The organism is Bradyrhizobium sp. 215_C5_N1_1 (assembly GCF_052075935.1).
In the GTDB taxonomy this organism is placed as follows: Bacteria; Pseudomonadota; Alphaproteobacteria; order Rhizobiales; family Xanthobacteraceae; genus Bradyrhizobium; species Bradyrhizobium barranii.
This window is the reverse complement of the sequence record NZ_CP197228.1, coordinates 1,034,747-1,061,161: the sequence shown is the minus strand read 5'-3', so window position 1 is coordinate 1,061,161 and position 26,415 is coordinate 1,034,747. Positions and strand designations below refer to the sequence as shown.

Genomic DNA, 26,415 nt, shown 5'->3' with positions numbered 1-26,415 from the left:
CTCCACTCGCACGACCATTCATGAGGATAGAGACCCCGAACCCGGCTTCGCTCACGCGAAGCCAGCCTCTCCCACAAGGGGAGAGGGTGCACCGTCAGCGCCGCAAGAGCGAAGCCATCAAAACATCAGATTATCCTTCACCAGCACCCAGCGGCCGTTCTTCACTTGCTGCACCTGGGTGACGGTGGTGGCGAGATGGTTGGTCTTCGAGAACACCGTCGGCGGCGAATTAAAGATATCCTGGAACTTGTCGCCGGACTCCAGCGCGTCGAGCATCTTCTGGCCAGTGAGATCCTTGCCAGCCTTGTTGGCATAATGCGCGAACGTCATCACCGCATTGTAGCCGATGATCGCCTGGGTGTTGGCGTCGGCGTTGAACATCTTCTTGTAATTGACGAGCCAGTCCTTCACCTTTCCCTTCGCGGTGTCTTCGTAGGGAATTTCGAAGTTCGAGGCGGAATACAAGCCTTCCACCACTTCCTTGCCGAGCGCCGGCACTTCGAGCACGTTAACGGGCGTGGCGCCGAGGAAGGTGACGTCCCATCCGAGCTTCTTCGCTTCACCCATCGTGCCGATCGGCTCACGGAGGACCGCGCCGAGCACGACGAGGTCGCAACCGTCGGACTTCATCTTGGCGACCTGCGCGCTGAAATCGGAGGCGCCGCGCTTGTAGCTCGTGATCGAGGCCGGCTGCAGCTTCATGGCGGTGAGCTGCTGGTTGAAGCCGTCGAGCACGTTTTTGCCGTACTCGTCGTCCTGATGCAGGATGCACGGCTTCTTGAAATTCTTTGCCTCTATCATGTATTTGAGCGCTGCGCGCGTGCTCTCGACATAGGGCAGGAGGTTGTTGAACTTCAGCCTCTCCTGCGGCTTGGCCGGATCGAACTTGAAGGTGAACTCGGCCGCCGTCAGCGGGAAGAGCTGAAGCACGCCGGCGTCGAGCAAGATATCCTGCGCAGCGAGCACGGTCGGCGATCCCATTGGACCCACCATCGCGAAAATCTTGTCGCGCTCGATCAGCTTTTGCGAAGCCAGCACCGCTTTCTTCGGATCGTAGCCCGAGTCCTCGACGACCAGCTTGATCTTGCGGCCCTGGACACCGCCCGCCGCGTTGATCTCCTCGACCGCCATCTTCATGCCGTTCGAGACCGGCACGCCCCAGCCCTTGATCGGCCCCGACAGGTCCTGATGGGTGCCGATGACGATCTCGGATGCCGAGATGCCATCGTTGGTGACCTTGGTTTGCGCCGCGGCCGGCAGACAGGTGAGCACCACGGCGCTCACAGCAAGGCCGAACGTACTGAACGATTTCGACATTGACGTCTCCTCTCCTTTGGGCCCGTATGGTGCGAAGGGCGGGGGCCACAGCTCCTTCGCTTTCTCGAACTGGCAGGCTCGTCACGCCACCGCGCGCTGGCGATACATCGCCTCGATCTCGGCAGCGTAGCGCTTGTTCACGAAGCCGCGCTTCAGCTTCATGGTCGGCGTCAGCTCCTCGTCCTCCGGGGTCAGCTGGCGCTCGATCAGGTAAAATCTCTTGATGGTCTCGACGCGGGCGAAATTGCCGTTGACCCGTTCGATCTCGCGCCAGATCAGGTCCTGGATCTCCGCCGCGCGGCACAGGCTCGCATAATTGGTGAAGGGGATGTCGTGGTCCTGGGCGAATTTCTCGACATTCTCCTGGTCGATCATCACGAGGCAGGTCAGATAGGGCCGCTTGTCGCCGATCACCACGGCATCCGAGATGTAGGGCGAGAATTTGAGCTGGTTCTCGATCTCGGACGGCGTAACGTTCTTTCCGCCGGAGGTGATGATGATGTCCTTCATCCGGTCGGTGATGCGGACAAAGCCTTCGTTGTCGATGGTGCCGACGTCGCCGGTGTGCAGCCAGCCGCGATGGTCGATGGTCTCGGCGGTCTTCTCGGGCTGATTCAGATAGCCCATGAACAGGAAGTCGCCCTTGATCAGGATCTCGCCATCGGGCGACAGCGCGACCTCGCCCCAGGACACGGCAGTGCCGACCGAGCCGAACTTGATGCGTTCCGCCGGCATCATGGTCGCGACGCCGCAATTCTCGGTCTGGCCGTAGACCTCGTGCATGTCGATGCCGAGCGCGAGATACCAGCGGATCAACTCCGGCGCGATCGGCGCAGCGCCGGTGAACGCGATGCGGCAGCGGTCGAGCCCGATCATGCGGCGGATGTTGCGGAACGCGAGCCGGTAGGCGATGCCGTTGGCGATGCGCAGCGAGAGCGGCGGCGCCCTGCCCTCGATCCGGCAATCGACCATGCGATAGCCGACCTTGATGGCGCGGCGATAGACCCATTGCTGCAGCGGCGTCGCGTCCTTCAGCGCGATGGTGATCGCGGAATAGAACTTCTCCCAGACGCGAGGCACCGCAAAGAAGACGGTCGGCTGCACCTCGCGCAGATTGTCCGGCACCGTCTCCGGGCTCTCGGCGAAATTCATCACCGAGCCGAGTGCGACCGAGATGTAGTAGCCGGCGACCCGCTCGGCGACGTGGCAGAGCGGAAGGAAGATCAGCCGGTCTTCGTCCTCCCGCGCCGAGATGAAATCGTTGGCATGCCGCATCTGATGCGTGACGCTGCGGTTCGCGTGCATCGCGCCCTTGGGCGGACCGGTGGTGCCCGAGGTGTAGACGAGGATGACAAGGTCGTCCGCGCTGCGGCTGTCGATCATCTCCTGCCACAGCTCCTCGCGGCCGACCATGTGGTTGCGGCCGAGCGCACGGAACTCGTCGAGCGACATCACCATGTCGTCGGAGAAGCCGCTGAGGCCCTCCATGTCGAACACGATGATCTTTTGCAGGGACGGACAGCGCGCGCGGCAGGCGAGCACCTTGTCGAGCTGCTCCTCGTCCTCTGCAAAGATCACCCTGGTCCGGGAATCGTTGACCAGATATTCGACCTGGGACGATGCATCGGTCGGATAGATTCCAGAGGAAACACCGCCGGCGCACAAAATCCCCATGTCGGCATGAACCCATTCCGGCACGGCATTGGCGATGATGGAGGCGACGTCGCCGGGCAGAAAGCCGGAGGCGCGAAGCGCGTAGGCGATCTCCTTCGAGATCTCCAGCCACTCGCGCCAGCTGGTCGGCTGCCAGATGCCGAATTTCTTCTCGCGAATAGCCGGCCTGTCGCCCCGCGTCTCGGCGGCGCGCAAGAAGCTCTTCGCGATCGTATCAGCGACCGTCAGCACCGCCGGTCGGGCCATGCGCGTCTCCTCCTTGTCGCTCTCCCCTCCGCTGCCTGCCTTGCCGGCGGTCTGTTGTTGCGGATGGGCCAATCCATTTAACGCCTTCTCCTAGCGCCAAATCTTCAGCGCCAAGTCTTCTTCTTTTTCCAGCGCCGCTCGCCTCGTGCGCCCGCCTCCTTGGCACCAAGGTAGAATTCCTGAATGTCCTGGGAATGCATCAAGCGGTCGCAGGTGTCGTTCATCACGACGCGGCCGATCTCCAGCACGTAGCCGTAATGCGCCGTCTCCAGCGCCACCTTGGCATTCTGCTCGACCAGCAGGATCGACATGCCCTGCTCCTCGTTGACGCGGCGGATGATGGTGAAAATCTCCTTCACCAGCAGCGGCGACAGGCCGAGCGAGGGCTCGTCGAGCAGCAGCAAGGTCGGCCGGTTCATCAGCGCGCGCCCGATCGCGAGCATCTGCTGCTCGCCGCCGGAAAGCTGGCCGGCCGGCTGGTTGATGCGCTCCTTCAGCCGCGGGAAATAGCCGTAGACGCGCTCCAGATCCTCCGCGACGCCATCACGATCCCGGCGCGGATACGCCCCCATCATCAGGTTCTCGCGCACCGAGAGGAACGGGAATACCTCGCGCCCCTCCGGCACATGGCTGAGGCCGAGCCGCACGATCCGGTCCGCCTCCATGCGCTGGATCGACCTGCCCATGAATTCGATCGTGCCCTTCTGCGGATCCAGAATGCCCGAGATCGTCTTCAGCACCGTGGTCTTGCCGGCGCCGTTGGCGCCTAGCAGGGTGACGATGCGGCCGCGCGGCACCTCCAGCGAGATGCCGCGGATCGCCATGATCGGCCCGTAATAGCTCTCGATGTTGGATAGCTTCAGGATGATGTCGGGCGTGACGGCGGCGTCCATGCGTCAGGCTCCCAGATACGCGGCGACGACATCGGGATGCTGCTGCACCTCGGCGGGCGACCCCATCGCCAGCACCCGGCCATAGTTCAGCGCGATGACGCGATCGGAGACGCGGTTGACCAGCGACATGTCGTGCTCGACCATCAGCACGGTGACGCCGAGCTCGTTCTTCATGTCGCGGATCCAGAAAGACATGTCGCCGGTCTCCTCGACATTCAGGCCGGAGGACGGCTCGTCGAGCAGGATCAGTTTCGGCTCCGAGCACAGCGCGCGTGCGAGCTCGATCACCTTGCGCACGCCATAGGGCAGGCCGGAGATCAGCTTGTCGCGATAGGGTTCGAGATCGAGGAACTCGATCACCTGCTCGACCCTGCGGCGATGCACCTTCTCGTTCGCCCGCACGCTCGGCAGGAACAGCAGCTCCTGCCAGAGCCGGGTGGTCGAGTGACGGTGGCGGCCGACCAGGAGGTTGGAGAGCACGGTCGCGTTCTCGAACAGCTCGATGTTCTGGAAGGTTCGCGCGATGCCGAGCCTGGCGATGTCGTAGGGCGGCTGCTCCGTGATGTCCTGGTCTTCGAAGAAGATGCGGCCCGTGGTCGGCCGGTAGATCCGCGAGATCAGGTTGAAGATCGAGCTCTTGCCGGCACCGTTCGGTCCGATGATCGAGAGGATCTCGCCCTTCTCGACCGCGAAGGATACCGCATCGACCGCCTTCAGCCCTCCGAAATGCAGCGACAGGTTCTCCGCGCGAAAGTAGCTCATCGGTTGCGCTCCGACTTCACGTAGATCTTCTGACGCTTGAAGGTGGCGCGCTTGTAGAGCGGAAACAGCTGGAAGAAGAGCTTGATCTTGAGCCAGCGGCCGTAGAGCCCGAGCGGCTCGAACAGCACGAACAGCACGATGATGATGCCGTAGATCGCACCCTTCAATCCGTTGAGCGAGGCGAACGCCGCGACTTTCGACTGGATATTGCCCGCAGTCGCCGGACCCGCCCCGAACGTCGCGGCAATGCCGGCGATGATGCCGGGCAGGTCGTCCTTCAGATAGGTCAGGAACGGGTCGATCATCACGATGAAGATCGCGCCCAGCACCGCGCCGTGCAGGCTGAAGGTGCCGCCGATCAGGATCACGATGATGAACTCGATCGAGAGCTGGAGCGTGAACATCTCCGGCGAGATGAAGGAGAGCTTGTGCGCGAACAGCACGCCGGCAAAGCCGGTGATCGCCGCCGAGATCGCAAAGGACTTCACCTTGTACAGCGCGACGTTGACGCCCATGCTGCGCGCCGCGGTCTCGCTGTCGCGGATCGCGACGAAGGCGCGCCCCGTCGGCGAGCGCAGCAGATTGAGCGTGCCGACGATGGTCAACACCAGCACGGCCAGGCAGAGGAAATAGAAAGTCGGGCTGTCGCGCGGGACCGTGACGCCGAGCAGCGACAGGGTCTTGACCCGCATGCCCTCGTTGCCGTTGGTGACGCTCTCCCAGCGGGCCAGGATCTCCTCGACGATCAGGGCAAAGGAGATGGTGGCGATGACGAGGTAGATGCCGGTCAGACGCAGGGCGGGAAAGCCGACCATCGCGCCGATCAACCCGGTCAGGGCACCGGCAGCGAGGAAATAGACCGGGAACGGCACGTTATATTTCTGCAAGTATGCCGCCGTGTAAGCGCCGATCGCGAGGAACGCGGCGTGGCCGAGCGAGGCTTGCCCGGTAAAACCGGTCAGGATCAGAAGGCCGACGCCAACCGTCGCGTAGATGCAGACGAAGACGAGCTGGCTCATCAGATAGCTGGAGAGCACATAGGGCGCGATCAGCAGCAGCGCGAGCAGGATGCCGTAGGAGACGACGTAGCCGGAATGCGGGAACAGCTTGATGTCGTCCTCATAGTCGGTCTTGAACAGGAAGCGCATGGCGTTCAGACCTTCTTGCGGACGTGAAGGCCGAACAGGCCTTCAGGCTTCAAGAGAAGTACGGCGAGCAGCACGAGATAGGGCGCGACGTCCTTCCAGCCCTCCGCCAGATAGAAGCCGGCCATGCTCTCGATCACGCCGATCAGCACGCCGCCGACGACCGCGCCGGGGATCGAGCCAAAGCCGCCGAGGACTGCGGCGGGAAACGCCTTGAGGCCGAGCACGAGGCCGACATTGGAATGGATGAACGTGATCGGCGCCAGCAGCACGCCGGCGCAGGTCGCGACCGCCGCGCTGATCGCCCAGACGACCGACACCACGCGCTTGACCGGGATGCCCATGTAATAGGCCGCCAGCATGTTCTCGGAACTGGCGCGCATCGCGGTGCCGAGCGTGGTCTTGTTGAAAAACAGCCAGAGCAGCGCGCACAGGATCATCGTCGCGGCGATCACCGAGAGCTTGTCATAGGCCAGCACCAGCGAGCCGACGCGCAGCACGCCGTGGCTGAACGGCGTCTCGATCTTCAGATCGTCGGTACCCCAGATCATCCCGGCGACCGAGCGCAGGAAATAGCCGAGGCCGATGGTGGCCATGATGATGGAGAATTGCGGATAGCCGAGGATCGGCCGCACCACCACGCGCTCCGCCAGCATGCCGAACAGCGCCATGGCCGCCACCGCACCGGCAAAGCCGATCCAGTAGTTCAGTCCCATCATGCCGATGAAGGTGAAGGCGAAGAAGCCGCCCAGCATCATCAAATCGCCCTGGGCGAAATTGACGACCTCGGTGGCCTTGTAGACGAGCACGAAGCCGAGCGCGATCAGGCCGTAGACGCAACCGAGCGCAACACCGCTGACCAGCTGCTGAACGAAATCCAGCATCGCCGCGCAACCTCCCGATACAACAGCGGCTCTTCGCGACCGCCTTGCTGCATCTTGTGTCCAGTCGCTACGCGGTCGTTTCGCCGCGTTAGCGCCATTTGTCCCGGCAGCAATTCAGCCTGAACCGTCCAGCGCTGTCAACAAACGGTGACTTGCCATTAGTAGCAACCGGATGGCGGAATTTGGGGGCCGTATATTCACGGTGCCGAAACATCTTGGGATCATGGTCGCGAGCGATGCAAAACCGGATGGTGTGGCCGTCATGAAGCCGGACAGATCGGCGCTGGAAGTCCTGGGGTTAACGAAGCGTTTTGACCGTCTGGCGGTCGACAGCCTCGATCTCACCATTCACGCCGGCGAATTCTATGCGCTGGTCGGCCCCAACGGCGCCGGCAAGACCACCACTTTGCGCATGGTTGCGGGCCTGTTGCGGCCCGATGCCGGCGCGGTCTCGATCTTCGGCATCGATGCGCTCGCAAATCCCGTCGCCGCCAAGCAGCTGATGGCGTGGGTCTCCGACGAGCCCATGATCTACGACAAGCTGACGCCGCTTGAGTACCTCGAATTCGTCGCCGGGCTCTGGGGCATCGCGCCGTCGGCCTCGGAACCGGTCGCGCAGGACCTACTGACCTCGCTCGGGCTCGAGCCGCACCGGCACGAACGCTGCGAAGGCTTTTCCAAGGGCATGCGCCAGAAGGTCGCTCTCGCCGGCGCGCTGGTGCACGATCCCCGCCTCATCATCCTCGACGAACCGCTGACCGGCCTCGACGCCGTTTCCGCCCGCCACGTGAAGGGGCTGCTGAGCGAGCGCGTCCGCGCCGGCTGCACGGTCATCATGACCACGCATATTCTCGAGGTGGCCGAACGCATGGCCGACCGCATCGGCGTGATCGCCTCGGGCCGTCTGGTCGCCGAGGGCACGCTGACCGAGCTGCGCCAGCAGAACGGCCATGCCGACACCAGCCTGGAAGATCTCTTCATCGCGCTGGTGACGCTTCCGGAAGCCGCATGAGCTCGGCAACCGCGCTCTCCTGGTTTGCCCGCCACGAGCTCCGGCTCGCCTGGCGCGAATGGTTCGCCATGATGACCGGCGGGCGGCGCAAGCGGGCGCGCGCTGCAATGATCGGCCTGCTGTTCTTCGCGGCCCTCCTACACGTACCGGCCTGGGCTGTGATCGGCCGTTTCGCCGACCTGCAGCTGCCGCTCGACAAATCCTCGCTGATCGTGATCTCGGCGACGATCTTTCTGGCCTGGACGCTGATGCTGTCTCAGGCGATCGAATCGGTGACGCGGGTGTTTTACGCCCGCGCCGATCTCGACCTGATGATGTCCTCGCCCGCGACGCTGGCCAATCTGTTCTCGGTGCGCATCGCCGCGATCGCACTGGCCGTCACCGTGATGGCGCTGCTGTTCTCGACGCCGTTCATCGACGTGCTGGTGATCGGCGGCGGCGCGCGCTGGCTTGCGGCGTTCGGCGTCGTCATCGCCATGGGCCTCTCGGCCGCGGCGATCGCGATCGCCGTCACCATCCTGCTGTTCCGCCTGATCGGCCCGGCGCGCACGCGCTTCGTCGCCCAGGTCCTCGCCGCGATGATCGGCGCCGGCTTCGTGATCGCGCTCCAGGTCGCCGCGATCATGTCCTATGGCACGCTGTCGCGCTTCACCATCCTGACCTCGAGCAGCTTCGCCGCCTACGCGCCCGACGTCGACAGCATCTGGTGGTGGCCGGCGCGGGCGACCATGGGCGACAGCGAGGCGCTGCTGCTGCTCCTGGCGCTCGGGCTCGTGCTGCTCGGCAGCGTCATGGCGATGTTCTCGCACCGCTTTGCCGACACCGCGATCGATGCCGCCGCTTACGGCGCCTCCGGCAGCAAGGCCGCGAAACAGCGCCCGTTCCGCGGCGGATCGCGGCAACAGGCGCTGCGGCGCAAGGAATTTTCGCTGCTCTGGCGCGATCCCTGGCTGATCTCGCAGACGCTGATGCAGCTGCTCTATCTGGTGCCGCCGGCGCTGCTGCTCTGGCGCAACTTTGCCGACAGCTCCGCTGCGCTGACGCTGATCACACCCGTCATCGTGATGGCGGCAGGACAGCTCGCGGGCGGGCTCGCCTGGCTGACGATCTCGGGCGAGGACGCGCCCGACCTGGTTGCGACCGCACCGCTGACGCCGTCCAGCGTCATCCGCGCCAAGATCGAGGTCGTGCTGATCGCCATCGCCGCCATCTTCTGCCCGCTGATCGCGGCACTCGCTTTCGCCTCACCGTTCCAGGCCGCGGTCAGTGCCGCGGCTGTCATCATCAGCGCGGCGTCCGCGACTGCGATCCAGCTCTGGTTCCGGGTGCAGGCCCGGCGCAGCCAATTCCGCCGCCGCCAGACCTCGTCGCGGCTCGCAACCTTTGCCGAAGCCTTCTCCTCGATCGGCTGGGCCGCCAGCGCGGCGCTGCTGCTCGCGCTGCCGCTTGCCGGCCTCATCAGCGGCCTGATCACCGCGGGCCTCATCGCCATCACCTGGAAGTTCAGCCCAAGGCGCAACTAAACGCCGTGAGTAGGGCTGCGACACTGACGCGCTGTTGATCGCGGCCTATTGGCCACGCGCTGCATTGCACGCTAGACTTCTTCCGAAGTCATCGGGGACGGATTCATGCGGCGACTGGTTTCAGCGGCTCTGGCGCTGTTCGGCGCATTCCTCTCTCCTGCTCTCGCCCAGCAGCCACCTCAGCGGAGCGAATGCCTGGCGATGGCAAACGGCGCGCCCCGCGCAATACCGGCCGCCTTCCGGCAGGCCGCAGGCTCGGCTGAAGTCCAGATCACCTATGCCGGCCATTCCACCTATTTCATCGACACGCCGGGCGGCCTGCGCATCGCGACCGACTACAGCGGCGCCTACCAGGTCGGACGTCTGCCCGATATCGTCACCATGAACCGGGCGCACAGCACCCACTACTCTTTACTTCCCGACAAGCGCATTCCCCATGTGCTGCATGGCTGGGGCGAGGACGGCAAGCCGGCCGTCGTGTCGGAGCGCATCGGCGACACCTTCATCCGCAACGTCACAACCGACATCCGCCGCTATTTCGGTGACGATTCCGGCACCGACATGATCCGCGACGGCAATTCGATCTTCATCTTCGAGGTCGCCGGCCTCTGCATCGGCCATCTCGGCCATCTCCACCACAAGCTCGACGAAACCCATTTCGCCCAGATCGGGCGGCTCGACATCGTGATGGTGCCGATCGACGGCACCTACACCATGTCGCTCGACGGCGTCTCCGAGATCACCAAGCGGCTGCGCGCCTCTGTGGTGCTGCCGATGCATCGCTTCGCCACCCCGCTCGACGAGTTCATGCACCTCATCGGCCGGCAGTTCGAGATCGACCGGCGCAGCGAGCGCTCCTTCCGGATGTCGCGGGACGCGCTGCCGACGACGCCGACGGTGATCATCCTCGACGGCGTGTGACGCGCAATTTTCTCCAAGTCGATTGCCGTTCGGTCGTGCTGATCTCCTCGCGACGGGAGATCGACATGACAGACTTTGCCAGACTTTTGTACGCGGACGGACCGAACCCCGAGCACGCGGCGGCGCTCCAGCTCTATGGCCGCTTCGTCGGCGACTGGGATGCCGGGATCACCGCTCATGGCCCCGATGGAACCACGCACACCGCGCCCGGCGAAATCCATTTCGGCTGGGTGCTGGAAGGCCGCGCCGTTCAGGATGTCTGGATTATCCCTCGCCCAGCGGCTGCGCCGGCGTTTCCGATCGCCGGCAATTGGTACGGCACGACGCTACGGGTCTACGACCCCTCCATTTCCGCATGGCGGATTTCCTGGTTCGATCCCGGTCGTAGCGTGTTCCGCCAGCAGATCGGCCGCCCGCGCGGCGCGGACATCGTGCAGGAAGGTACGACCGATGCGGGCGACCTGACACGCTGGAGTTTCACAAAGATTACCGATGATTCCTTCCATTGGCTCGGCGAAGTGAAGCCGGCAGCCGCCGCCGATTGGCGGCTTGTGGTCGATGTGAGGGCGAAGCGGCGCAAGGGCTAACGACGGCGCCGCTGTGCTCGCGATGACGGGTGCGGTTGCGCAGCACGCGCAGCTGGATGCGAAGGAGAGGTGCTAGGCTCCCCCCACAAAAAATAAAGGGAGCGAATGCCGATGGCTGCAAGCGGTGTGCCCGCCAACACGAGCGGGCTATTCGTCGAGCCGCGCGAGGACTGGCTCGCGCAATATCAGGAGGAGATCATCGATCCCTTGCGGCCGATCGTCGATCCTCATCACCATCTCTGGGATCGCGGGCAGCGCTATCTGATCGAGGAGATGGCGGCCGATATCGCCTCCGGGCACAACATCATCGCCACCGTCTATGTCGACTGCCGTTCGATGTATCGCGCGCACGGGCCCGAGGCATTCCGGCCGGTCGGCGAAGTCGAGTTCGCCAACGGCGTCGCCGCCATGAGCGCAAGCGGCGGCTACGGCACGGCCGCGATCTGCGCCGGCATCGTCAGCCACGTGAACCTGTTGCTCGGCGATGCCGCCAAGCCGGTGCTGGAAGCCGAGATCGCGGCGGGCAACGGCCGCTTCCGCGGCATCAGGCATTCCTCGGCCTGGGACGAAGACCCTGTCGTCGCCGGCATGTATGCCAATCGGCCGAAGGGGTTGTTGCGGGATCCTACTTTCCGCAAAGGCTTTGCCTGCCTCGCACCGCTGAACCTGAGCTTCGATGCCTGGCTGTTTCACCCGCAGATCGGCGAGCTGACCGAGCTCGCGCGCGCCTTTCCCGACACCAGGATCGTGCTCGACCATTGCGGCGGCCCGGCCGGCGTCGGTCGCTTCGCCGGGCGGCGCGAAGAGGTGTTTCCGCAATGGCGCGCCTCGATCCAGGAGATCGCGAAGTGCGAGAACGTCTCGGTGAAGCTCGGCGGGCTCGCGATGTGCCTGCTCGGCTATGACTTCCATCTGCGCGCGAAGCCCCCGTCATCCGAGGAGCTTGCCGCGGCCTGGCGGCCCTATGTCGAGACCTGCATCGAGGCGTTCGGCCCCAAGCGCGCGATGTTCGAGAGCAATTTCCCGCCGGACAAGGGCCAGTGCAGCTACCAGGTGATCTTCAACGCGTTCAAGCGTATCGCGGCGCCCTTGAGCGAGGCCGAGAAGACGGCGCTGTTCTCGCAGACGGCGAGCGATGTCTACCGGCTCGAACTGCCGTCATGACGAGAAGAGGGGCCGGGATGTTGGTCCCGGCCCCTCTTCCGTCGTGGCCGCTGGGAAGCGTCCTTGAAAATGCTTGAACTCTAGCCAGCCCCCAACAGCGAGGCGGGGCGGCGCTCGCCGGCGGAGACGAACATCCGCTTGAGCTTGTTGACGACGCGGATCAGGAATCCGATCATCACGGGATTGGTCTTGCGGCAGAAGGCGATCTTCTTGACGTGGCCTTCGACATGCCATTTGGCATGCGCGCCGTCGCGGAAGAAAATGACGTCGCCCGGGCCGTAACGCTTCGGCGGCATGCCGTCGCTTTCGAGCACGATCGATCCTTCCATGATCATGATCGTCTCGTCGATGTCGTAGTACCAGTTGAAGCGCCCTTCGGTGCAGTGCCAGATGATGGTCGAGGCGGTGCCGTCGGCGCTGGTCGACAGGATGTGCGAGCGCGACACCGGATTGCCTTCGATAATCCAGGACGGCTCGATCGGCCGCAGCTCGAGATCCACGTTGCAACTACTGATTTCAATCAATGACGGCGACATCTGCTTCCCCAGGGAATAAAATATGTATGGCCGGGTCTGGGCCCGGATTGTTTCCAAAGATGTTGGAACGCTAGTAGCCGGTTTTTAATTCTTTCTTACGCAGGCGCCGACAATCAGCCGCAAGTTGCAGGCGCGACGAGGTTAACGTCGGGATTTGCCTGCAAATTCGCGCACATGAACCCATCTTTTCTGGGGTGCGACAAAGTGCGCGAAAGTGACCAGCGAAGGAGCCCGCACCGATGCCCCTCACCCCGGAGGTTCTGACAGCCCAAGGCGAGGTCGTCGCCTGGCTCGGCAGCCTCGATGTTTCCTTCGCAACCGAAGATGAGCCCTGGTTCACCATCGACGGCGTCGAAAACCCCCGGCAGATCGGCAGCGACGGCTGCGGCGGCACCTTCGTGCTGCTGCCATCGCGGAATGTGCTCTACGTCTCATCGGAGGGCCGCGCAGGAATTATCGCCGGCACGTTCGAGGCCTTCATCCAGCTCTTTGTCGCCCACCCCTACTGGCTGGACATCCTCAAATTCTCCGCCGGCGGCGATCTCGCAGAGATGCGGCGCGCGGCGGATGCGCTTGAGGCGACACTCGACCAGGAGGATGACGTCAACGCGGCCCGCGAGGAAATTCGCGGCAGCCTCGACCTGCCCGATGCGGACGATCCCATCGAAGCGCTTTACGAGGCGGTCGCCACGTCCGACGTCATCGTGCGGGCCACCGACGGCAGCCCGTTCACGACGCTGTTCAACCGCTTCAGCATCGACAACAACCGGATGCTGCGCAACGCGGCGGCGTGAGAGCGCGTGACGCCAGCGCTGGGGCTTGAACCTTCCACCATCATCGTCATGGCCGGGCTTGTCCCGGCCATCCACGCCTAGCGGCACAAAGAACGTGGATGCCCGGGACAAGCCCGGGCATGACGAGCAGCGGCGGACTACTTCGCCCACTCGCCCTTGCGGAACACCGGCACCTTGCTGCCGTCGGCGAGAATGCCGTCGATGTCGGTCTCGGCAGAACCGATCATCCAGTCGATATGGATCAGGCTCTGGTTGCCGCCTTGCGCGGCGATCTGCTGCGGCGTCAGCTGCGCGCCGTTGACGAAGCACTTCGAATAGCACTGGCCGAGCGCGATGTGCGAGGCCGCGTTCTCGTCGAACAGCGTGTTGTAGAACAACAGCCCGCTCTGCGAGATCGGCGAGGAATGCGGCACCAGCGCCACCTCGCCGAGACGCCGCGCGCCTTCGTCGGTGTCGAGCACCTTGTTCAGCACCTCCGCGCCGCGCGAGGCCTTTGCGTCGACGATCCTGCCGTCCTCGAAGCGCACCGCGATGTTGTCGATCAGCGTGCCCTGGTAGGACAGCGGCTTCGAGCTCACGACATGGCCAAAGACGCGCCGGCAATGCGGCGTTGTGAAAACCTCTTCGGTCGGGATATTGGCGTTGCAACTGATGCCGTTCTTGGACAGCGAGGCGCCGCCCTCCCATTCATGTCCGTCGGCCAGCCCGATGGAGAGGTCGATGCCGGGACCTGAATATTGCAGCGCGCGAAAGCGCTGGCCGTTGAGCCAGTTGGTGCGCTCGCGCAGCACCGCGTTGTGGCTCGCCCAATTGCCCATCGCATCCTCGCGGTCGACGCGGGAGGCCGCGAAGATCGCGTCTGCCAGCTTGCCGATCGCAATGTCCTCGGGATCATCAGGGAAGACCTGCTTGGCCCATGACGGGCTCGGATAGGCGATGATGTTCCAGTTGGTGTCGAAATTGACGATTTTTTCCAGCGCCGGCTGATAGGCTATCGAATTGGCCTTGCTGGCGCGCGCCACCTTGGAAGGATCTTCGCCGGACAGCAGCATCGGATTGTCGCCGACGATGGCGAGCCGCGCGGTGTTGTCGGAGAACGCCTTGGCCATGCCCTCATAGAGCCAGTTGGCGGCACGATCGAAGCTGTTGTCCTGGCCGTGGCGGTAGCGCGCCAGCGTCATCTCCTCATCCGACAGGATCGGCGTCACGATACCGGCGCCGGCCTTGTAGGCGTGCACGGCGATCCGCCGCACCAGCGGCAGCGCGATCGCGGGCGCCGTCAAGAGCAGATCCTGTCCCGGCCGCAAGCCCAGGCCCACCTTCACCGCCACCTCGGCCAGCCGGTCGAGTTTCACGGGATCGATGGGAACGGCGGAATTGCGGTGATCAATCATGCGGGGTCCTCTGCCGAAGCTCTCTCGTTCAATCTAAGTCTAGCATCGCAAGGCGCAAGTGCGCGAGCGCCTTGCGACACGGAGAGATACGGAGTTTCGCGCATTTTGGTTTTCAACGCGTTGCCGATTTCAGCACCCGGTCGACCATGGCAGGCGCAAGGCCGAGGTAATTTTTCGGTGAAGTCAGCGCTTCGATCGTGGCACGGTCGATCCTGACGGAGACGCGGGGGTCGGACGAGAGCGCGTCCGCCAATGTCAGACCCTTCTCATTGGCGAGCCGGCAGGCATCATAGACCACGTCATGCGCCTCCTGCCGCCCGATCTGCGGCGCCAGCCCCATCATGACCGCTTCGGCCACGATCTGGCCGCGGCTGATGGCGAGATTGTCGTTCATCTTCCTTTCATCGACGATGAGGCCTGCGAGCGCGAACTTCGCCTGGTGCAGCGCGCCGGCGGTCAGCACGAAGCTTTCCGGGATCGCCATCCATTCGGCATGCCAGGGCCCGGTGGCGCGCTCGAAATCCTGCACCATCGCATCCAGCATCAGACCGGCATGCTGGCGCACCGCCTTGGACGCCGCGAGCATCAGCTCCGAGGAGATCGGGTTGCGCTTCTGCGGCATGGTCGAGGAGGCGCCGCGGCCCTTGACGAAGGGCTCGTAGACCTCGGCGAACTCGGTCGAGGCCATGATCATGATGTCGAGCGCGATCTTGCCGAGCGAGCCTGTGACGAGCGCGAGGAAGTTCACGGCCTCGGCAAAGCCGTCGCGCGCGACGTGCCAGGTCGAGGCGGGAACGCCGAGCTCGAGCTCGACGCAGAGCGCCTCCTGCACCTCGAACCCCTTGCCGCCGAGCGAGGCCAGCGTTCCGGCGGCGCCGGCGAACTGTCCGACCAGCACGCGCGGCTTCAATTGCACGAGCCGCTCGGCGTGGCGGTCGAACATCGCGAGCCAGATCGCGGTCTTGTAGCCGAACGTCACCGGCAGCGCCTGCTGGAGATGGGTGCGGCCGGCCATCGGCGTGTCGCGGTAGCGCTTCGAGAGGTCCGCGAGGATGTTTCGCAGCTCGGCGATGTCGCGCTCGACGATCCCGAGCGCGGCGCGCAATTGCAGCACCACCGCGGTATCCATGATGTCCTGCGTGGTTGCGCCCCAATGCACGTAGCGGCCGGCCTCGCCGCACTGTTTCACCATCTGATGCACCAGCGGCAGGATCGGATAGCCGACGATGTCGGTCTCCTGTCGCAGCAGATCGAAATCGAATGCGGCGACGTCGGTCCGCGCCGCGATCTGGTCGGCGGCTTCCTGCGGGATCACGCCGCACTTCGCCTCCGCCTTCGCCAGCGCCACCTCGACCTCGGCATAGCGTCCGACCAGCGCGACATCGGAAAACACTTCGCGCATCTCGGGCGTGCCGAAGGCGTCGCGGAACAGCATGGAATCGAGCACGGTCGTCGAGGCGGGAAAAGCGGGCATGGGCGTTTCTTTATGGTTTGCGTTTGTGTGAGAGCAGCTTACGCGGGCCGCGCTGTTCGGCAATGGACATTCATGGCTCGCCACACATTCGATGCCGTACGACGACATTACGACGGCGCATCGCTCCATCACCCCGTCATCCTGAGATGCGAAGCGTGCGACGCGCGGCGGCGCACGAAGCGCCTCGAAGTGATGAGCGGCCGCGATGCAGCCGGGCCGTCGCCCTTCGAGGGCCGTGACAAGGCGGCCACTTCAGGGGGACGGGATAAATTGTGAGCGCGGCAAGATCGGGCTATGTGCGCAGCCCGCGCACCAGACCCGCCACATTCTCATTCAAGTTGCATTCCTATCCGAAAACGGCATAGCAGCCATCACGCGATCGTGGTGAACCCGGCAGGCCGCTCAGCGGACTCACAGTCTTAGAGTCGAAATCCATTCTGATTTCATCATTGCCTGATGTCATTGCGAGGGTTGAGTTTTCGACGTGCAGTTTATGTTCCGGGACCACCTTCTCGACACCGACCGGCGCGAGCTGAGCCGCGAGCAGGTTCCCGTGGCCGTGGAGCCGCAGGTCTTCGACCTCGTCGTCCACCTCATGGAGAACCGCGACCGGGTGGTCAGCAAGGATGAGCTGATCGACAAGATCTGGCACGGGCGCAGCGTCTCCGAATCCACCCTGACCAGCCGGATCAACGCGGCGCGCAAGGCGATCGGCGACAGCGGAGCCAACCAGGCGCTGATCCGCACCATCGCGCGCAAGGGCTTTCGTTTCGTCGGCGCTGTCCAGACGCAGCGCGGCGCGGCCTTGCCGGAGCCGGGCCGTGTCGCCCAGGCGCCGCAGGCGGCGCTCGCGCTGCCCGACCGTCCCGCGATCGCCGTGCTGCCCTTCACCAATATGAGCGGCGACCGCGAGCAGGACTATTTCTCCGACGGCATCAGCGAGGACATCATCACGGCGCTGTCGAAGCTGCGCTGGTTCTTCGTCGTCGCCCGCAACTCTTCCTTCGTCTACAAGGGCCGCGCCGTTCACATGCACGAAGTCGCGCGCGAGCTCGGCGTACGCTATGTGCTCGAAGGCAGCGTGCGGCGCAGCGGCGATCGCCTGCGCATCTCGGCGCAGCTCAACGACGTCTCGACCGGCAGCCATCTCTGGGCCGAGCGCTACGACCGCGAGCTTGCCGACATCTTCGCCGTGCAGGACGAGATCACCGAGGCGATCGTCGCCGCGATCGAGCCGCAGCTCTATACCGCCGAAAGCTTTCGTGCCCAGCAGAAGCCACCGGGCAGCCTCGACGCCTGGGACCTCGTGATGCGTGCGCTGTCGCATTATTGGCGCATCACGCGCGAGGACAACGCCGCCGCACAAGGACTGCTGGAACAGGCGACCGCGATCGATCCCGCCTATGGCAAGGCGCTGGGCCTGCTCGCGACCAGCCATATCTTCGGCGCGCATATGGGCTGGGCCGACATGGCCATGACCGTGCCGGTCGCCGAACGCGCGGCGCTCGCGGCGGTGGAAGCCGATCGCGAGGACGCCTGGGCCCATCACGGTCTGGCTTATACTTATTTGTTCCGCCGCCGCTTCGACGACGCGCTGGCTGAGTTCGAGCTGACGCTGCAACTCAATCCGAATTTTGCGATGGCGCACGCTTTCTACGGCGTGACGCTGTGCTACGCCGGGAGATGGCGAGACGGCGATGCCGCCGCTCGCCGCGCGCTGCGGCTGAGCCCGCGCGATCCGCTCGCGGCGATCTATTGCGGCGTAGCCGCCTATGCCCAGTTCATCGGCCGCAACTATGAGGGCGCCGTGCAGATGGCGCGGGAATCGATGCGGCAGCGCGCCGATTTCGTCGGCGCCCATCGCGTGCTGACGGCCGCCGCCGGCATGTTGGGCGATCCTCAACTCGCGGCGTACGCGCTGCGGGGCCTGCAACGCACCCAGCCCGGCATCTCGCTGGCCTGGCTCACGCGCGAGCTGCCGATGCGGCGGGCAGAGGATCGCGAGCACTATCTGCAGGGGTTTCGGCGCGCGGGAATGAGGTGATGCTGTTTACCCTCCCCTGGAGGGGTCCGGGACGAGCGTAGCTCGCCCGTGGGTCGGCTCGCATCTGAGCGCAGCGAAGATGAGAGACGGGGTGGGGTGACGGTCTCTCCACAATGAACACTGCCTGCGTGGAGAGATCCCCCACCCCGCTCGCGCTTCGCGCGATCGACCCTCCCCCTCCAGGGGAGGGTAAGTGCACCCTACTCCTGCATCATCTCGCCGCTGCCGCCGAACTCGGCCGGAAAGTCCTTCAGTTTCGGCAGGCCATCGCGCATCGGCAGCACCGTCTCGGCGTAGTTGACGTGAACACCGGGTGTGAATGCGAGCGTGGGGATGGTGGCGGTGAAGACGTCGATCAGGTCGAGCGGCGGGTGGTTGGTCATGAGATGACCGCCGCACTTCTTGCAATATTTGCGCTGGCTGAGCGGCGTCTTGGCAAAGGTCTCGACGTTCTGGGCGCCTTCGGTGATGCGCACGGCTTCCGGCTTCCACAGGCTGAAGGCATTCACCGGTCCGCCCGACCACGAGCGGCAGGAGCGGCAATGACAATAGCCCATCGCCGCCGGCTCGCCTGTGACCTCGATTGTGACCGCGCCACAGAAGCAGTTTCCGACATGTTTCATTGGGTCGTCTCCGTTGGATGAAGGTTGAAATTCCTCTCCCCGCTCCGGCTCGCCGATAAACCGGCAAAGGCGGATGCGGGGAGAGGCGTCGGAGCGGAGGGAATCACCCCGAGGGACGTTGAGGGCTGGAGGCCGGCAACGTCCGTTACGCGCTTCGGTTCCGCCGCGCGTCCTCCTTTCGGTGGACGCGGCGGAAAGATGCTACGGCTATACCGATCTGCGCCAGGGAATAAGCATCGACACCCGTTGTTTGTACTGCCGGTATTCGTCGCCGAAGAGATCGACGAGGTCGTGCTCCTCCAGCGCGATGCCGACGAAGATGTAGAGCGTGGTCACGGCCGCGAACAGCAGATGGCCCGCCGTCATGACCGGCGCCGCCCAGAACGCGATGATGAAGCCGAGATAGATCGGATGACGAACGAACTTGTAGAACAACGGCGTCTTGAAGCGCGGCGGCGCCGCCTCATTGCCCACGAGATGGTTGGTCACCTGGTGCAATCCGAACAATTCGAAGTGATTGATGATGAAGGTCGAGGCGAACACCAGCACCCAGCCCGCGAGGGACAGCGTGACCAGCGTCACGGCGAGATCCGGGTTTCCGACATCCCATACGACCGCAGGCATTGGACGCCACTGCCAGAACAGGAGCAGCAATGACAGGCTCGCGAACAGCACGTAGGTCGAGCGCTCGACCGGCTTGGGGACGAACTGCGTCCACCACGCCTTGAACTGCTTGCGCGCCATCACGCTGTGCTGAACGGCGAACAGCGTCATCAGCAGTAGATTGATGATGACGGCTTCGGCCGTCGGCGTGTCGGTTCCGGTGTCGATGGTCTTCGGCACCACCAGCCCCATGACGAAGCCGATGGCGTAGAGAATGGTGACGAAAAACACGAGATATGCCGCAATTCCGTACAGAAAGCCGATGAATTTGAAAATGCGTGAGCCCGCAACCTCCGGGCCGATGGAATGAAGCTGGTGATCAAGTTGGGTCATAGAACGCTCCGTTGTGCCGAGGCATCGGCACTGTTTAGTGTTCGCACCATGCCGGATCGGACACCCCCTGACTTTCACGGACGGTTGATTTTCGCCTGAGACCACTTTGATTTTTGCTTGAGACGACAGAAACGTGCGATTTCTCTTTGAAAACAACGTGCTCGACGGCGACCTGCGGGAACTGACGTGCAGCGGCGCAGCCGTGCCGCTGCAGCCGCAGGTGTTCGATCTGCTGCTCTATCTGGTCGCGCAACGCGCCCGTGTGGTCAGCAAGGATGACCTGATCAGCCAGATCTGGAGCGACCGCATCGTCTCGGATTCCGCCCTGAACAGCCGAATCAATGCCGCGCGCAAGGCGCTTGGCGACGACGGCGCGACGCAGCGGCTGATCAAGACGATCCCGCGCAAGGGCTTTCGCTTCGTCGGCGAAGTCCGGGAAGATGTAGCAGCGACGCTTGCGCCGGTGGAACCCGGCCCTGCCCCGGTGCGCGCCGTGACGGACCGCCCGGCGATCGCAGTGCTCGCCTTCGAGAACATGAGCGGCGATCCCGCGCAGGAATATTTCGGCGACGGGATCAGCGAGGACATTCTCACCGCGCTGTCGAAGCAGCGCTGGTTCATGGTGATCGCCCGCAATTCGTCCTTCACCTACAAAGGGCGCTCGGTTCATATCAGGCAGATCGCCGAGGAGCTCGGCGTCCGCTACATCGTCGAAGGCAGCGTGCGCAAGGTCGACAACCGTGTGCGCATCACCGCGCAGCTCAACGACGCCACCACCGGCAGCCATCTCTGGGCCGAGCGCTACGACCGCGAGCTTGTCGACGTCTTCGCCGTGCAGGACGACATCACCAACGCGATCGTCGCGGCGATCGAGCCGCAGATCCATGCGGCCGAGAATTTTCGCGCCGACCGCAAGCCGCCCGCGAGCCTCGATGCCTGGGACCTGCTGATGCGCGCGCTGTCGCATTACTGGCGAGTGACGCAGCAGGACCACAAGGCTGCGCAGGCATTGCTCGAACGCGCCATTTCGATCGACTCGAACTACGGTCAGGCGCTGTCGGTGCTGGCGGCAAGCCACATGTTCGGCGTCCATCTCGGCTGGGCGGAGCTTGCCACGACGGTGCCGATCGCGGAGGCCGCCGCGCTCGCCGCGGTGCGTCATGACCACGAGGATGCCTGGGCCCATGCCGCGCTCGGCAGCGTCTTCTTCTCGACGCGCAGGCTTTCCGACGCGCTGTCCGAGTTCGAGCAGGCGCTCGCGCTCAACCCGAACTTCTCGCTGGCGCAGGGCTATTACGCCCTGGCGCTGTCCTACGCCGGTCGTTCCGGGGAATCGTTCGATGCGGCGCAGAGGGCGATCCGGCTCTCGCCGCGCGATCCGTCGCTGGCGATCTATTACGGCATTGCCGGCTATGCGCGCTTCACCGAACGGCATTACGACGAAGCGATCGCGCTGGCGCGCGAGGCGATCCGCCATCGCGGCGACCTCACCGGTGCCTACCGCGTGCTCGCGGTGTCCGCCGGCATGACCGGCGACGGCGCGCTGGCCGAGATGGCGCTGGGCGAACTCCGCCGTACCCAGCCCAACATCTCGCTGCACTGGATCGCAACGCAGCTGCCCTGGGCCAGTGACGCCGATCGCGAGCACTATCTGGAAGGGTTCCGGCGCGCGGGGTTGGGGTAGAGAACTCCCTCTCCCCGCAAATGGGCAAAGGGCGGATGCAGATACGACGCGTCGTCTCAGGCTCCTCCGCACGCGGTCAGTGGATCGTAATCGGGCCGCATCAGCATCGCGTGGAGCTGGCGCCGCCGAATGCCCATGTTGCCACCGTCGAAGATCGGCAGCGCCAACGCGTCCTGCAACAAGCGGCCGAACGGCGCCGCGTGATCATAGCTGTCGATGCCGACCACGCGCATCAGGTCGGTGATGACCCGCACCGCGGCTTCGGAGCCGAAGATCTTGGCCTGGATCGCGAGCTCGTCGGCGCCCGGTGATTGCGTATCGAGCGCATGGCAGGCCCGCCAGCTCAGGTAGCGCGCGGCTTCGATAGTGGTCTTGGCATCGGCGAGTGCATAGCCGACCGCCTGATGCTCGATGATCGCCTGTACCCCGCCGCGTTTCTCGGTGCGGGCAAAATGCAGTGCGAAGTCGAAGGCGGCCCGCATCATGGCGACGCCGAAGATGCCGACCAGCGCCGCCGTGCCGGTGAAGGCGGCGGACGCCAGCATCAAGCCGCCCCCCTCCTGCCCGAGCAGATTGCCGTGCGGCGCGGTGACGGCACGCAGGCTGAATTCCGGCACGAGGTGAGCGCGGTGGCCGATCGAATCAATGGCGCGTTCGAACACGATGCCATGCACCGGGCCTTCGACCGCAATGATGGAGACACCCTGCTCCGGTGGCGCGGCGGGATTGGTCCGGCACACCACGCACAACACGTCGGCGCCATTGCGATCCCACCCGGTGGCGGACGACACCCATTTCTTGCGGCCGTTGATGATCCAATTGCCGAGCTCGCGTTTTGCGGTGGTGCGCACGCCCTCGCCCGGCGGCGGTGCGGCAGCATTGGCGCTGCCGCCGGGTTCCGAGGAGCAGAAGCCCGCAAGCGGAGCGCCGCTCGTCTTCAGGAACGGTGCAAGCAGGCGGGCGCATTGCTCCGCGGTGCCACCAAGCAGAATTGGCAGCAGACCGAGCACCGTGCCGAGCATGGTCAGCGTCACGCTCGGATTCACGGCGTAGAATTCTTCCGCCAGGATCGCCATGTCGATGAGTCCGGCATTGTCGCCGCCCGCCGGCGCCGGAATGCATTTGCGCAGATAACCGGCAGCGACCATCGCCTCATAGGTCGGCTTCGTCGCGAGGAAGCGCTCTTCCGGCGTCGCCAGCAACTCGGCCTTGCCGGCGCCGGCCAAGACCTCCGCCGCGAATTTTCGCGATTGAAGCTGCAACGCGCGCTGCGCAGGTGAAAGCGTGAAATCAATCGCCATCGAACATCTCCCTCGCTCCGGCAGGTCACCAGGGTGAGCCGAGCGAGGGCGGAAAATCTTGGTCGGCAGCGACCTAATTCTTGGCTGGAGGTGAACTACTCGCCCTTCCCCTTCGTCCTGCGAAATTCGCGCGGGGCGAGGCCGTGGCTGCGCTTGAAGAGGCGGTTGAAGTGCGAGATGTCGGAAAAGCCGGCCTCATACGCGATCGTGGAGATGGTCTTGTGACGATGCTGCGCGTCGAGCAGGTCGCGGGCGCAGATCAGGATCCGCCGATCGCCGACATGCTCGCCGACGGAGCGGCCGGTCGCGACGAACAACCGGTGCACATAGCGCTCCGAGCAGCGGAACTTCCGGGCAAGCAATTCGGCATCGAGACCGGGATCGTCGCTGTGGCGGTCGATATGGTCGAGCATCATCGACAGCAGCACGGGCGCATTCACGCGCGCAACCGGCATTTCACCCAGCATCTCCGGTGCATGCGCGATCAGCTCGACCACATGCGTGCCGCTGCTTGCCGCAACGGCGGGTGCTGCCAGGCAAAGCTCGGCATAGCCCGCGAGCGTGCGCGACAACGCGCGGCCATTTTCCCTCCTCGACAACGCAAGCCGCGGAGAATCCGTAAAGCTCTTTGGCAGGTGCCGCCGCGGCACGGCAAAGCAAAAGAGGCGGAAGTCGCGGCCGTTGGCAATCTCGAACGGCTCGGTCGTATCGGCGACCGCGAGGTCGCCGGGCGCACAGACCTGCTCGTGTCCCCGCTGCGTCGTGCGGCCCAGACCCTCGAGCTGGAGATTGACGAAGCAGAGATCGTCCGTGCTTCGCGCAATATGGGGCCGCAGCCGGAGAACGCAGTGCCCTGTGGCTTTCACCAGCGAAATCTGGACCGACGCAGCGTCGGTACGCGCGATCGAACCTTCGAAGGGACGGTCGGCGATTTTACGCGGCTCGAGCCGGACAAAGGCCGCAGCGAGATCGTCGGCCCAACTGCCGAAGGGCCGATCGGCACGAGAGGGCTTGGCTGACCATTCCATAGGTGCGCCCCCGGAACGAGGAATTCGCGCGTGCAAATTCAGATTGGACGACCCAGCGGGACGGAAGGATAGCTTTTGGCGAACAACCGGTCAAATCTCGAAGGCGCGCAATATGCGACCGCCATCACGTCGTCATTGCGAGTGCAGCCGTCGGCGTACCGGAAACCACGTGAATGGTTAGAGAAGCAATCCGCTACTTGGCTTTGGCCTGTATCGGCTTCGGTGCCGGCACGGCGGCCCATTCCTTGTCGGCGCGGGGGCCGTTGAGATCGCCGGTGAGGCCGACGAGCTGGCCGGGCAGCACGTCGAGGGTCTGCTGCCAGGTCTGGGTCTGGCACAGGAACTTGATCAGGCAACCCCTGAGCTTGAGGCGATCGGCGGAGTCGCGCCACAGCGAGACCGAATAGGATTTGCCGTCCTCGGCATTGTAGATCTCGCCGGCAAACTGTCCCTCCGGCGTCGCCTGCAAACCCATGATGAGCTGATGGCCGAGCAGCGCGCGGGCGCGTTTGTCGGGATCGGGATTCTCCTTGTCGCGATAGGGCTGGCCGCGCTTGTCGGCCGGTTCCTTCATCCAGACGATGAAGCCGCAGATGCGGTCGCGCGACGGCCCGCAGCGCTCGAGCCTGATGCGCGCGCGGCCGTCCTGGACGAGCCAGGTGCCGCTGGGGTCGGGCGGCGCCGCGGCGCCGGCGCGGCCGCCAAACACCATCATCAGGATCGTGATCGCAACGCGCAGCACGAAGCGAAGGACAATGTTCATCTGCGGCACCTTTCGTTGGATGGGTCGCGGCGTCAGTTCAATTGCGCCATCAGCGCGTCGGCGCCCTTGTCGAGGCCAGCGGTGGCGGCGGCGAGCGCGCCGGCGGTGGCCTTGATGTCGTAGGCAGCCGGGTATTGCTTGGTGACGTAGGCGGAGAGCAGGCGCGCGGCGGCGGCGTCGAAGATCTCGACGCCGTAGATGACCGAGCCGGTCATGGTGCCTTCGCCGTCGCGCGCGGCCTGCACGCCGTTGTAGACGGCGCCGGCGACGTCGAAGCGGGAGAGCGTGCCGAGCACCGGCGTGTTGGCGACGGCGCCGGTGAGTGTCAGCCTGATCCGCAGCGTCTCCGGCCCACGCTCGCGCACCAGCGCGAAGCGGCCGCGCAGACCCTCGGCGAAACGGTTCTGCATGTAGGCGGCAAGCGTCGCCTTGTCCTTGTCGGACATGTCGCCGAACTGGTGATCCCTGCCGCGATAGACCACGACCGGTTCGAGGATGACTTTGTTATAAGCGCGCCAGTCGACCGGCGTGGAATAGCGGTAGGGCACGCGGCCGGAGGCGTCCGACTTGTCCGGAGCCATGTAGGCTGAGGACGCCATCCCGGAATACGGCACGGGCGCGACGGTGGCGCAGCCCGCGACGGCTGCGCCGAGCAGCAGCGTTCCCAGACCGCGCAGGGCGATCGAGCGATTCATTCCAGACTCCTCTAGCGGCTTGCTGCCCAGGCAGTGGCGACCGCAGCCGCGTACGGGACCAGACGCGGCTGCGGCGCTCACCAGTGCCAACCCAAGGCTTCGTCCGGGGCCATCTCGGAAGCCTTGAGTCGTCTCAGTGTGTCGATTTATAAAACCGACTAGACGGTTTGTAAAGTTCAAAAACGCGGGCATGGCACATTTGGCCGCAGGCGCGGCTTTGGGCAGCGATCGGCGGGAAATCGTTAACGATGAATCAGGCGCGCTTGCGCGGCGTTGCGGCCTTTGCCGCCGAAGGCGCGCCGGATTTGGCGGTGCGCTTGGCGCCCGGCTGCGCGAGGCCGGTCCACTGCGCGTCGTCGAGCAGACGCGCGAACAGCCGCTGGTGCTCGTCCTTGCTGAGCGGTGACATGCCGAACAACGAGCTCAGCAGGAGTCCCATCGCGCCGGCCCAGCGCAGCATCGCGAGATCAGGATCAGTGGCCTCTTCCCTGATCGCCGCCATCCTCTCCATCTCGCGCTCGCGCGGCAGCGCCATCAGGCTCGGATTCTCGACCATGGCCGCAACCAGCGCCAGCGCGGCAGAATTCGGCGAGGTGGCCGCTTCGCGCACGGTCGCGAGCTGGGTCGCCAGATTGGGATTCGCGGAGGTCGCGCTCACCTTTGCCATGGTGCTGGTGGCGAACTCCTCGAAATGCGCCATCTGCCGGTCGAGCAACGCCTTCAGCACCGCTTCTTTGGTGCGGAACTGATGCATCACGCCGCCCTTGCTGAGTCCGCTCTCGCGCGCGATCGCATCCAGCGTCAGCCGGCCCGGCCCGGCGCGCGCGATGATCGCGATGGCCGCTTCGAGTGCGGCGTTACGGGATCGTTCGGAGCGGCTGGCATTGTCCATGGCCGACTTGTCTCCGTGACAAGACAATGAATCAAGTGAAAACAGGACGCGCTGTACATTTTT

Annotated in this window: 24 protein-coding genes; 8 read left to right on the top strand and 16 right to left on the bottom strand. The window is 64.6% G+C overall.

Annotated features, from left to right (window positions below):
- Window positions 1-117 precede the first annotated feature (117 nt).
- The 6 genes from AB7G19_RS04930 to AB7G19_RS04905 form a co-directional block, all read right to left on the bottom strand.
- A complete protein-coding gene (locus AB7G19_RS04930) occupies window positions 118-1,317 on the bottom strand; it encodes an ABC transporter substrate-binding protein (protein WP_063980812.1) in 1,200 nt (399 codons plus the stop codon).
- An 81-nt stretch (window positions 1,318-1,398) separates the two neighbouring features.
- The gene (locus AB7G19_RS04925; protein WP_063986061.1) at window positions 1,399-3,237 is read right to left on the bottom strand and encodes an AMP-dependent synthetase/ligase; all 1,839 of its coding nucleotides are present in this window, start codon (window positions 3,235-3,237) and stop codon (window positions 1,399-1,401) included.
- 104 nt (window positions 3,238-3,341) lie between these two features.
- Complete coding sequence (locus AB7G19_RS04920; protein ID WP_063980811.1) at window positions 3,342-4,130, bottom strand: ABC transporter ATP-binding protein; 789 nt, start codon at window positions 4,128-4,130, stop codon at window positions 3,342-3,344.
- Between the two features lie 3 nt (window positions 4,131-4,133).
- Entirely contained in the window at window positions 4,134-4,892 is a 759-nt protein-coding gene (locus AB7G19_RS04915) for an ABC transporter ATP-binding protein (protein WP_063980810.1), read from the bottom strand.
- Window positions 4,889-6,040, bottom strand: coding sequence for a branched-chain amino acid ABC transporter permease (locus AB7G19_RS04910; RefSeq protein ID WP_028148665.1), 1,152 nt, complete (start codon window positions 6,038-6,040; stop codon window positions 4,889-4,891). The genes AB7G19_RS04915 and AB7G19_RS04910 overlap by 4 nt, the downstream gene beginning before the upstream one ends.
- Before the next feature lie 5 nt (window positions 6,041-6,045).
- The gene (locus AB7G19_RS04905) at window positions 6,046-6,921 is read right to left on the bottom strand and encodes a branched-chain amino acid ABC transporter permease (protein ID WP_014498442.1); all 876 of its coding nucleotides are present in this window, start codon (window positions 6,919-6,921) and stop codon (window positions 6,046-6,048) included.
- A 262-nt stretch (window positions 6,922-7,183) separates the two neighbouring features.
- Between AB7G19_RS04905 and AB7G19_RS04900 the strand changes: the two genes are divergently transcribed.
- From AB7G19_RS04900 to AB7G19_RS04880, 5 genes are all read left to right on the top strand, one after another.
- Window positions 7,184-7,933, top strand: a complete 750-nt coding sequence (locus tag AB7G19_RS04900) for an ABC transporter ATP-binding protein (RefSeq protein WP_063986060.1) — start codon at window positions 7,184-7,186, stop codon at window positions 7,931-7,933.
- Window positions 7,930-9,456, top strand: a complete 1,527-nt coding sequence (locus AB7G19_RS04895; protein WP_063980809.1) for a hypothetical protein — start codon at window positions 7,930-7,932, stop codon at window positions 9,454-9,456. The genes AB7G19_RS04900 and AB7G19_RS04895 overlap by 4 nt, the downstream gene beginning before the upstream one ends.
- 105 nt (window positions 9,457-9,561) lie before the next feature.
- Window positions 9,562-10,377 carry an MBL fold metallo-hydrolase gene (locus AB7G19_RS04890; protein ID WP_063980808.1) on the top strand — a complete coding sequence of 272 codons (816 nt, stop codon included), beginning with the start codon at window positions 9,562-9,564 and terminating at the stop codon, window positions 10,375-10,377.
- Window positions 10,378-10,442: 65 nt separating this feature from the next.
- Complete coding sequence (locus AB7G19_RS04885) at window positions 10,443-10,964, top strand: hypothetical protein (RefSeq protein ID WP_063986059.1); 522 nt, start codon at window positions 10,443-10,445, stop codon at window positions 10,962-10,964.
- Between the two features lie 111 nt (window positions 10,965-11,075).
- A complete protein-coding gene (locus AB7G19_RS04880) occupies window positions 11,076-12,128 on the top strand; it encodes an amidohydrolase family protein (RefSeq protein ID WP_063980807.1) in 1,053 nt (350 codons plus the stop codon).
- Between the two features lie 80 nt (window positions 12,129-12,208).
- On the opposite strand, the gene AB7G19_RS04875 is transcribed toward AB7G19_RS04880, so the two are convergent.
- Window positions 12,209-12,664, bottom strand: a complete 456-nt coding sequence (locus AB7G19_RS04875; protein WP_063980806.1) for a cupin domain-containing protein — start codon at window positions 12,662-12,664, stop codon at window positions 12,209-12,211.
- 239 nt (window positions 12,665-12,903) lie between these two features.
- Here AB7G19_RS04875 and AB7G19_RS04870 point away from each other — a divergent pair, with 239 nt between their 5' ends.
- Entirely contained in the window at window positions 12,904-13,458 is a 555-nt protein-coding gene (locus AB7G19_RS04870; RefSeq protein ID WP_063980805.1) for a hypothetical protein, read from the top strand.
- 137 nt (window positions 13,459-13,595) lie between these two features.
- Here the strand turns inward: AB7G19_RS04870 and AB7G19_RS04865 are convergent, their stop codons facing one another.
- Complete coding sequence (locus AB7G19_RS04865; protein ID WP_063980804.1) at window positions 13,596-14,852, bottom strand: aminopeptidase; 1,257 nt, start codon at window positions 14,850-14,852, stop codon at window positions 13,596-13,598.
- A 112-nt stretch (window positions 14,853-14,964) separates the two neighbouring features.
- The gene (gene pcaB / locus AB7G19_RS04860) at window positions 14,965-16,326 is read right to left on the bottom strand and encodes a 3-carboxy-cis,cis-muconate cycloisomerase (RefSeq protein WP_063980803.1); all 1,362 of its coding nucleotides are present in this window, start codon (window positions 16,324-16,326) and stop codon (window positions 14,965-14,967) included.
- A gap of 484 nt (window positions 16,327-16,810) precedes the next feature.
- On the opposite strand from pcaB, the gene AB7G19_RS04855 reads away from it, so the two are divergent.
- A complete protein-coding gene (locus tag AB7G19_RS04855; protein ID WP_063980802.1) occupies window positions 16,811-18,370 on the top strand; it encodes a winged helix-turn-helix domain-containing protein in 1,560 nt (519 codons plus the stop codon).
- Between the two features lie 200 nt (window positions 18,371-18,570).
- On the opposite strand, the gene AB7G19_RS04850 is transcribed toward AB7G19_RS04855, so the two are convergent.
- Together AB7G19_RS04850 and mddA are read right to left on the bottom strand one after the other, a co-directional pair.
- On the bottom strand, window positions 18,571-18,993 hold the full coding sequence (locus AB7G19_RS04850) for a GFA family protein (RefSeq protein ID WP_028148676.1): 423 nt from the start codon (window positions 18,991-18,993) through the stop codon (window positions 18,571-18,573).
- 207 nt (window positions 18,994-19,200) lie between these two features.
- On the bottom strand, window positions 19,201-19,989 hold the full coding sequence (mddA, locus tag AB7G19_RS04845; protein ID WP_063980801.1) for a methanethiol S-methyltransferase: 789 nt from the start codon (window positions 19,987-19,989) through the stop codon (window positions 19,201-19,203).
- Between the two features lie 133 nt (window positions 19,990-20,122).
- Here mddA and AB7G19_RS04840 point away from each other — a divergent pair, with 133 nt between their 5' ends.
- Complete coding sequence (locus AB7G19_RS04840) at window positions 20,123-21,673, top strand: winged helix-turn-helix domain-containing tetratricopeptide repeat protein (RefSeq protein ID WP_208089065.1); 1,551 nt, start codon at window positions 20,123-20,125, stop codon at window positions 21,671-21,673.
- A 56-nt stretch (window positions 21,674-21,729) separates the two neighbouring features.
- Here the strand turns inward: AB7G19_RS04840 and AB7G19_RS04835 are convergent, their stop codons facing one another.
- The 5 genes from AB7G19_RS04835 to AB7G19_RS04815 form a co-directional block, all read right to left on the bottom strand.
- Window positions 21,730-22,974 carry an acyl-CoA dehydrogenase family protein gene (locus AB7G19_RS04835; RefSeq protein ID WP_063980800.1) on the bottom strand — a complete coding sequence of 415 codons (1,245 nt, stop codon included), beginning with the start codon at window positions 22,972-22,974 and terminating at the stop codon, window positions 21,730-21,732.
- A 95-nt stretch (window positions 22,975-23,069) separates the two neighbouring features.
- Window positions 23,070-24,002 (bottom strand): helix-turn-helix domain-containing protein, encoded by a 933-nt coding sequence (locus AB7G19_RS04830; protein WP_441267732.1) that lies wholly within the window; start codon window positions 24,000-24,002, stop codon window positions 23,070-23,072.
- Between the two features lie 193 nt (window positions 24,003-24,195).
- Window positions 24,196-24,765, bottom strand: a complete 570-nt coding sequence (locus tag AB7G19_RS04825) for a DUF2147 domain-containing protein (RefSeq protein ID WP_063986058.1) — start codon at window positions 24,763-24,765, stop codon at window positions 24,196-24,198.
- A gap of 32 nt (window positions 24,766-24,797) precedes the next feature.
- Complete coding sequence (locus AB7G19_RS04820) at window positions 24,798-25,460, bottom strand: DUF3313 domain-containing protein (protein ID WP_063980798.1); 663 nt, start codon at window positions 25,458-25,460, stop codon at window positions 24,798-24,800.
- Between the two features lie 253 nt (window positions 25,461-25,713).
- On the bottom strand, window positions 25,714-26,352 hold the full coding sequence (locus tag AB7G19_RS04815) for a TetR/AcrR family transcriptional regulator (protein ID WP_063980797.1): 639 nt from the start codon (window positions 26,350-26,352) through the stop codon (window positions 25,714-25,716).
- Window positions 26,353-26,415: the final 63 nt, after the last annotated feature.

Excerpts from the sequence above, each read along its gene's own strand:
- AB7G19_RS04930 (WP_063980812.1), bottom strand. The coding sequence starts at position 1,317 with ATGTCGAAATCGTTCAGTACGTTCGGCCTTGCTGTGAGCGCCGTGGTG.
- AB7G19_RS04925 (WP_063986061.1), bottom strand. The coding sequence starts at position 3,237 with ATGGCCCGACCGGCGGTGCTGACGGTCGCTGATACGATCGCGAAGAGC.
- AB7G19_RS04920 (WP_063980811.1), bottom strand. The coding sequence starts at position 4,130 with ATGGACGCCGCCGTCACGCCCGACATCATCCTGAAGCTATCCAACATC.
- AB7G19_RS04915 (WP_063980810.1), bottom strand. The coding sequence starts at position 4,892 with ATGAGCTACTTTCGCGCGGAGAACCTGTCGCTGCATTTCGGAGGGCTG.
- AB7G19_RS04910 (WP_028148665.1), bottom strand. The coding sequence starts at position 6,040 with ATGCGCTTCCTGTTCAAGACCGACTATGAGGACGACATCAAGCTGTTC.
- AB7G19_RS04905 (WP_014498442.1), bottom strand. The coding sequence starts at position 6,921 with ATGCTGGATTTCGTTCAGCAGCTGGTCAGCGGTGTTGCGCTCGGTTGC.
- AB7G19_RS04900 (WP_063986060.1), top strand. The coding sequence starts at position 7,184 with ATGAAGCCGGACAGATCGGCGCTGGAAGTCCTGGGGTTAACGAAGCGT.
- AB7G19_RS04895 (WP_063980809.1), top strand. The coding sequence starts at position 7,930 with ATGAGCTCGGCAACCGCGCTCTCCTGGTTTGCCCGCCACGAGCTCCGG.
- AB7G19_RS04890 (WP_063980808.1), top strand. The coding sequence starts at position 9,562 with ATGCGGCGACTGGTTTCAGCGGCTCTGGCGCTGTTCGGCGCATTCCTC.
- AB7G19_RS04885 (WP_063986059.1), top strand. The coding sequence starts at position 10,443 with ATGACAGACTTTGCCAGACTTTTGTACGCGGACGGACCGAACCCCGAG.
- AB7G19_RS04880 (WP_063980807.1), top strand. The coding sequence starts at position 11,076 with ATGGCTGCAAGCGGTGTGCCCGCCAACACGAGCGGGCTATTCGTCGAG.
- AB7G19_RS04875 (WP_063980806.1), bottom strand. The coding sequence starts at position 12,664 with ATGTCGCCGTCATTGATTGAAATCAGTAGTTGCAACGTGGATCTCGAG.
- AB7G19_RS04870 (WP_063980805.1), top strand. The coding sequence starts at position 12,904 with ATGCCCCTCACCCCGGAGGTTCTGACAGCCCAAGGCGAGGTCGTCGCC.
- AB7G19_RS04865 (WP_063980804.1), bottom strand. The coding sequence starts at position 14,852 with ATGATTGATCACCGCAATTCCGCCGTTCCCATCGATCCCGTGAAACTC.
- pcaB (WP_063980803.1), bottom strand. The coding sequence starts at position 16,326 with ATGCCCGCTTTTCCCGCCTCGACGACCGTGCTCGATTCCATGCTGTTC.
- AB7G19_RS04850 (WP_028148676.1), bottom strand. The coding sequence starts at position 18,993 with ATGAAACATGTCGGAAACTGCTTCTGTGGCGCGGTCACAATCGAGGTC.
- mddA (WP_063980801.1), bottom strand. The coding sequence starts at position 19,989 with ATGACCCAACTTGATCACCAGCTTCATTCCATCGGCCCGGAGGTTGCG.
- AB7G19_RS04835 (WP_063980800.1), bottom strand. The coding sequence starts at position 22,974 with ATGGCGATTGATTTCACGCTTTCACCTGCGCAGCGCGCGTTGCAGCTT.
- AB7G19_RS04830 (WP_441267732.1), bottom strand. The coding sequence starts at position 24,002 with ATGGAATGGTCAGCCAAGCCCTCTCGTGCCGATCGGCCCTTCGGCAGT.
- AB7G19_RS04825 (WP_063986058.1), bottom strand. The coding sequence starts at position 24,765 with ATGAACATTGTCCTTCGCTTCGTGCTGCGCGTTGCGATCACGATCCTG.
- AB7G19_RS04820 (WP_063980798.1), bottom strand. The coding sequence starts at position 25,460 with ATGAATCGCTCGATCGCCCTGCGCGGTCTGGGAACGCTGCTGCTCGGC.
- AB7G19_RS04815 (WP_063980797.1), bottom strand. The coding sequence starts at position 26,352 with ATGGACAATGCCAGCCGCTCCGAACGATCCCGTAACGCCGCACTCGAA.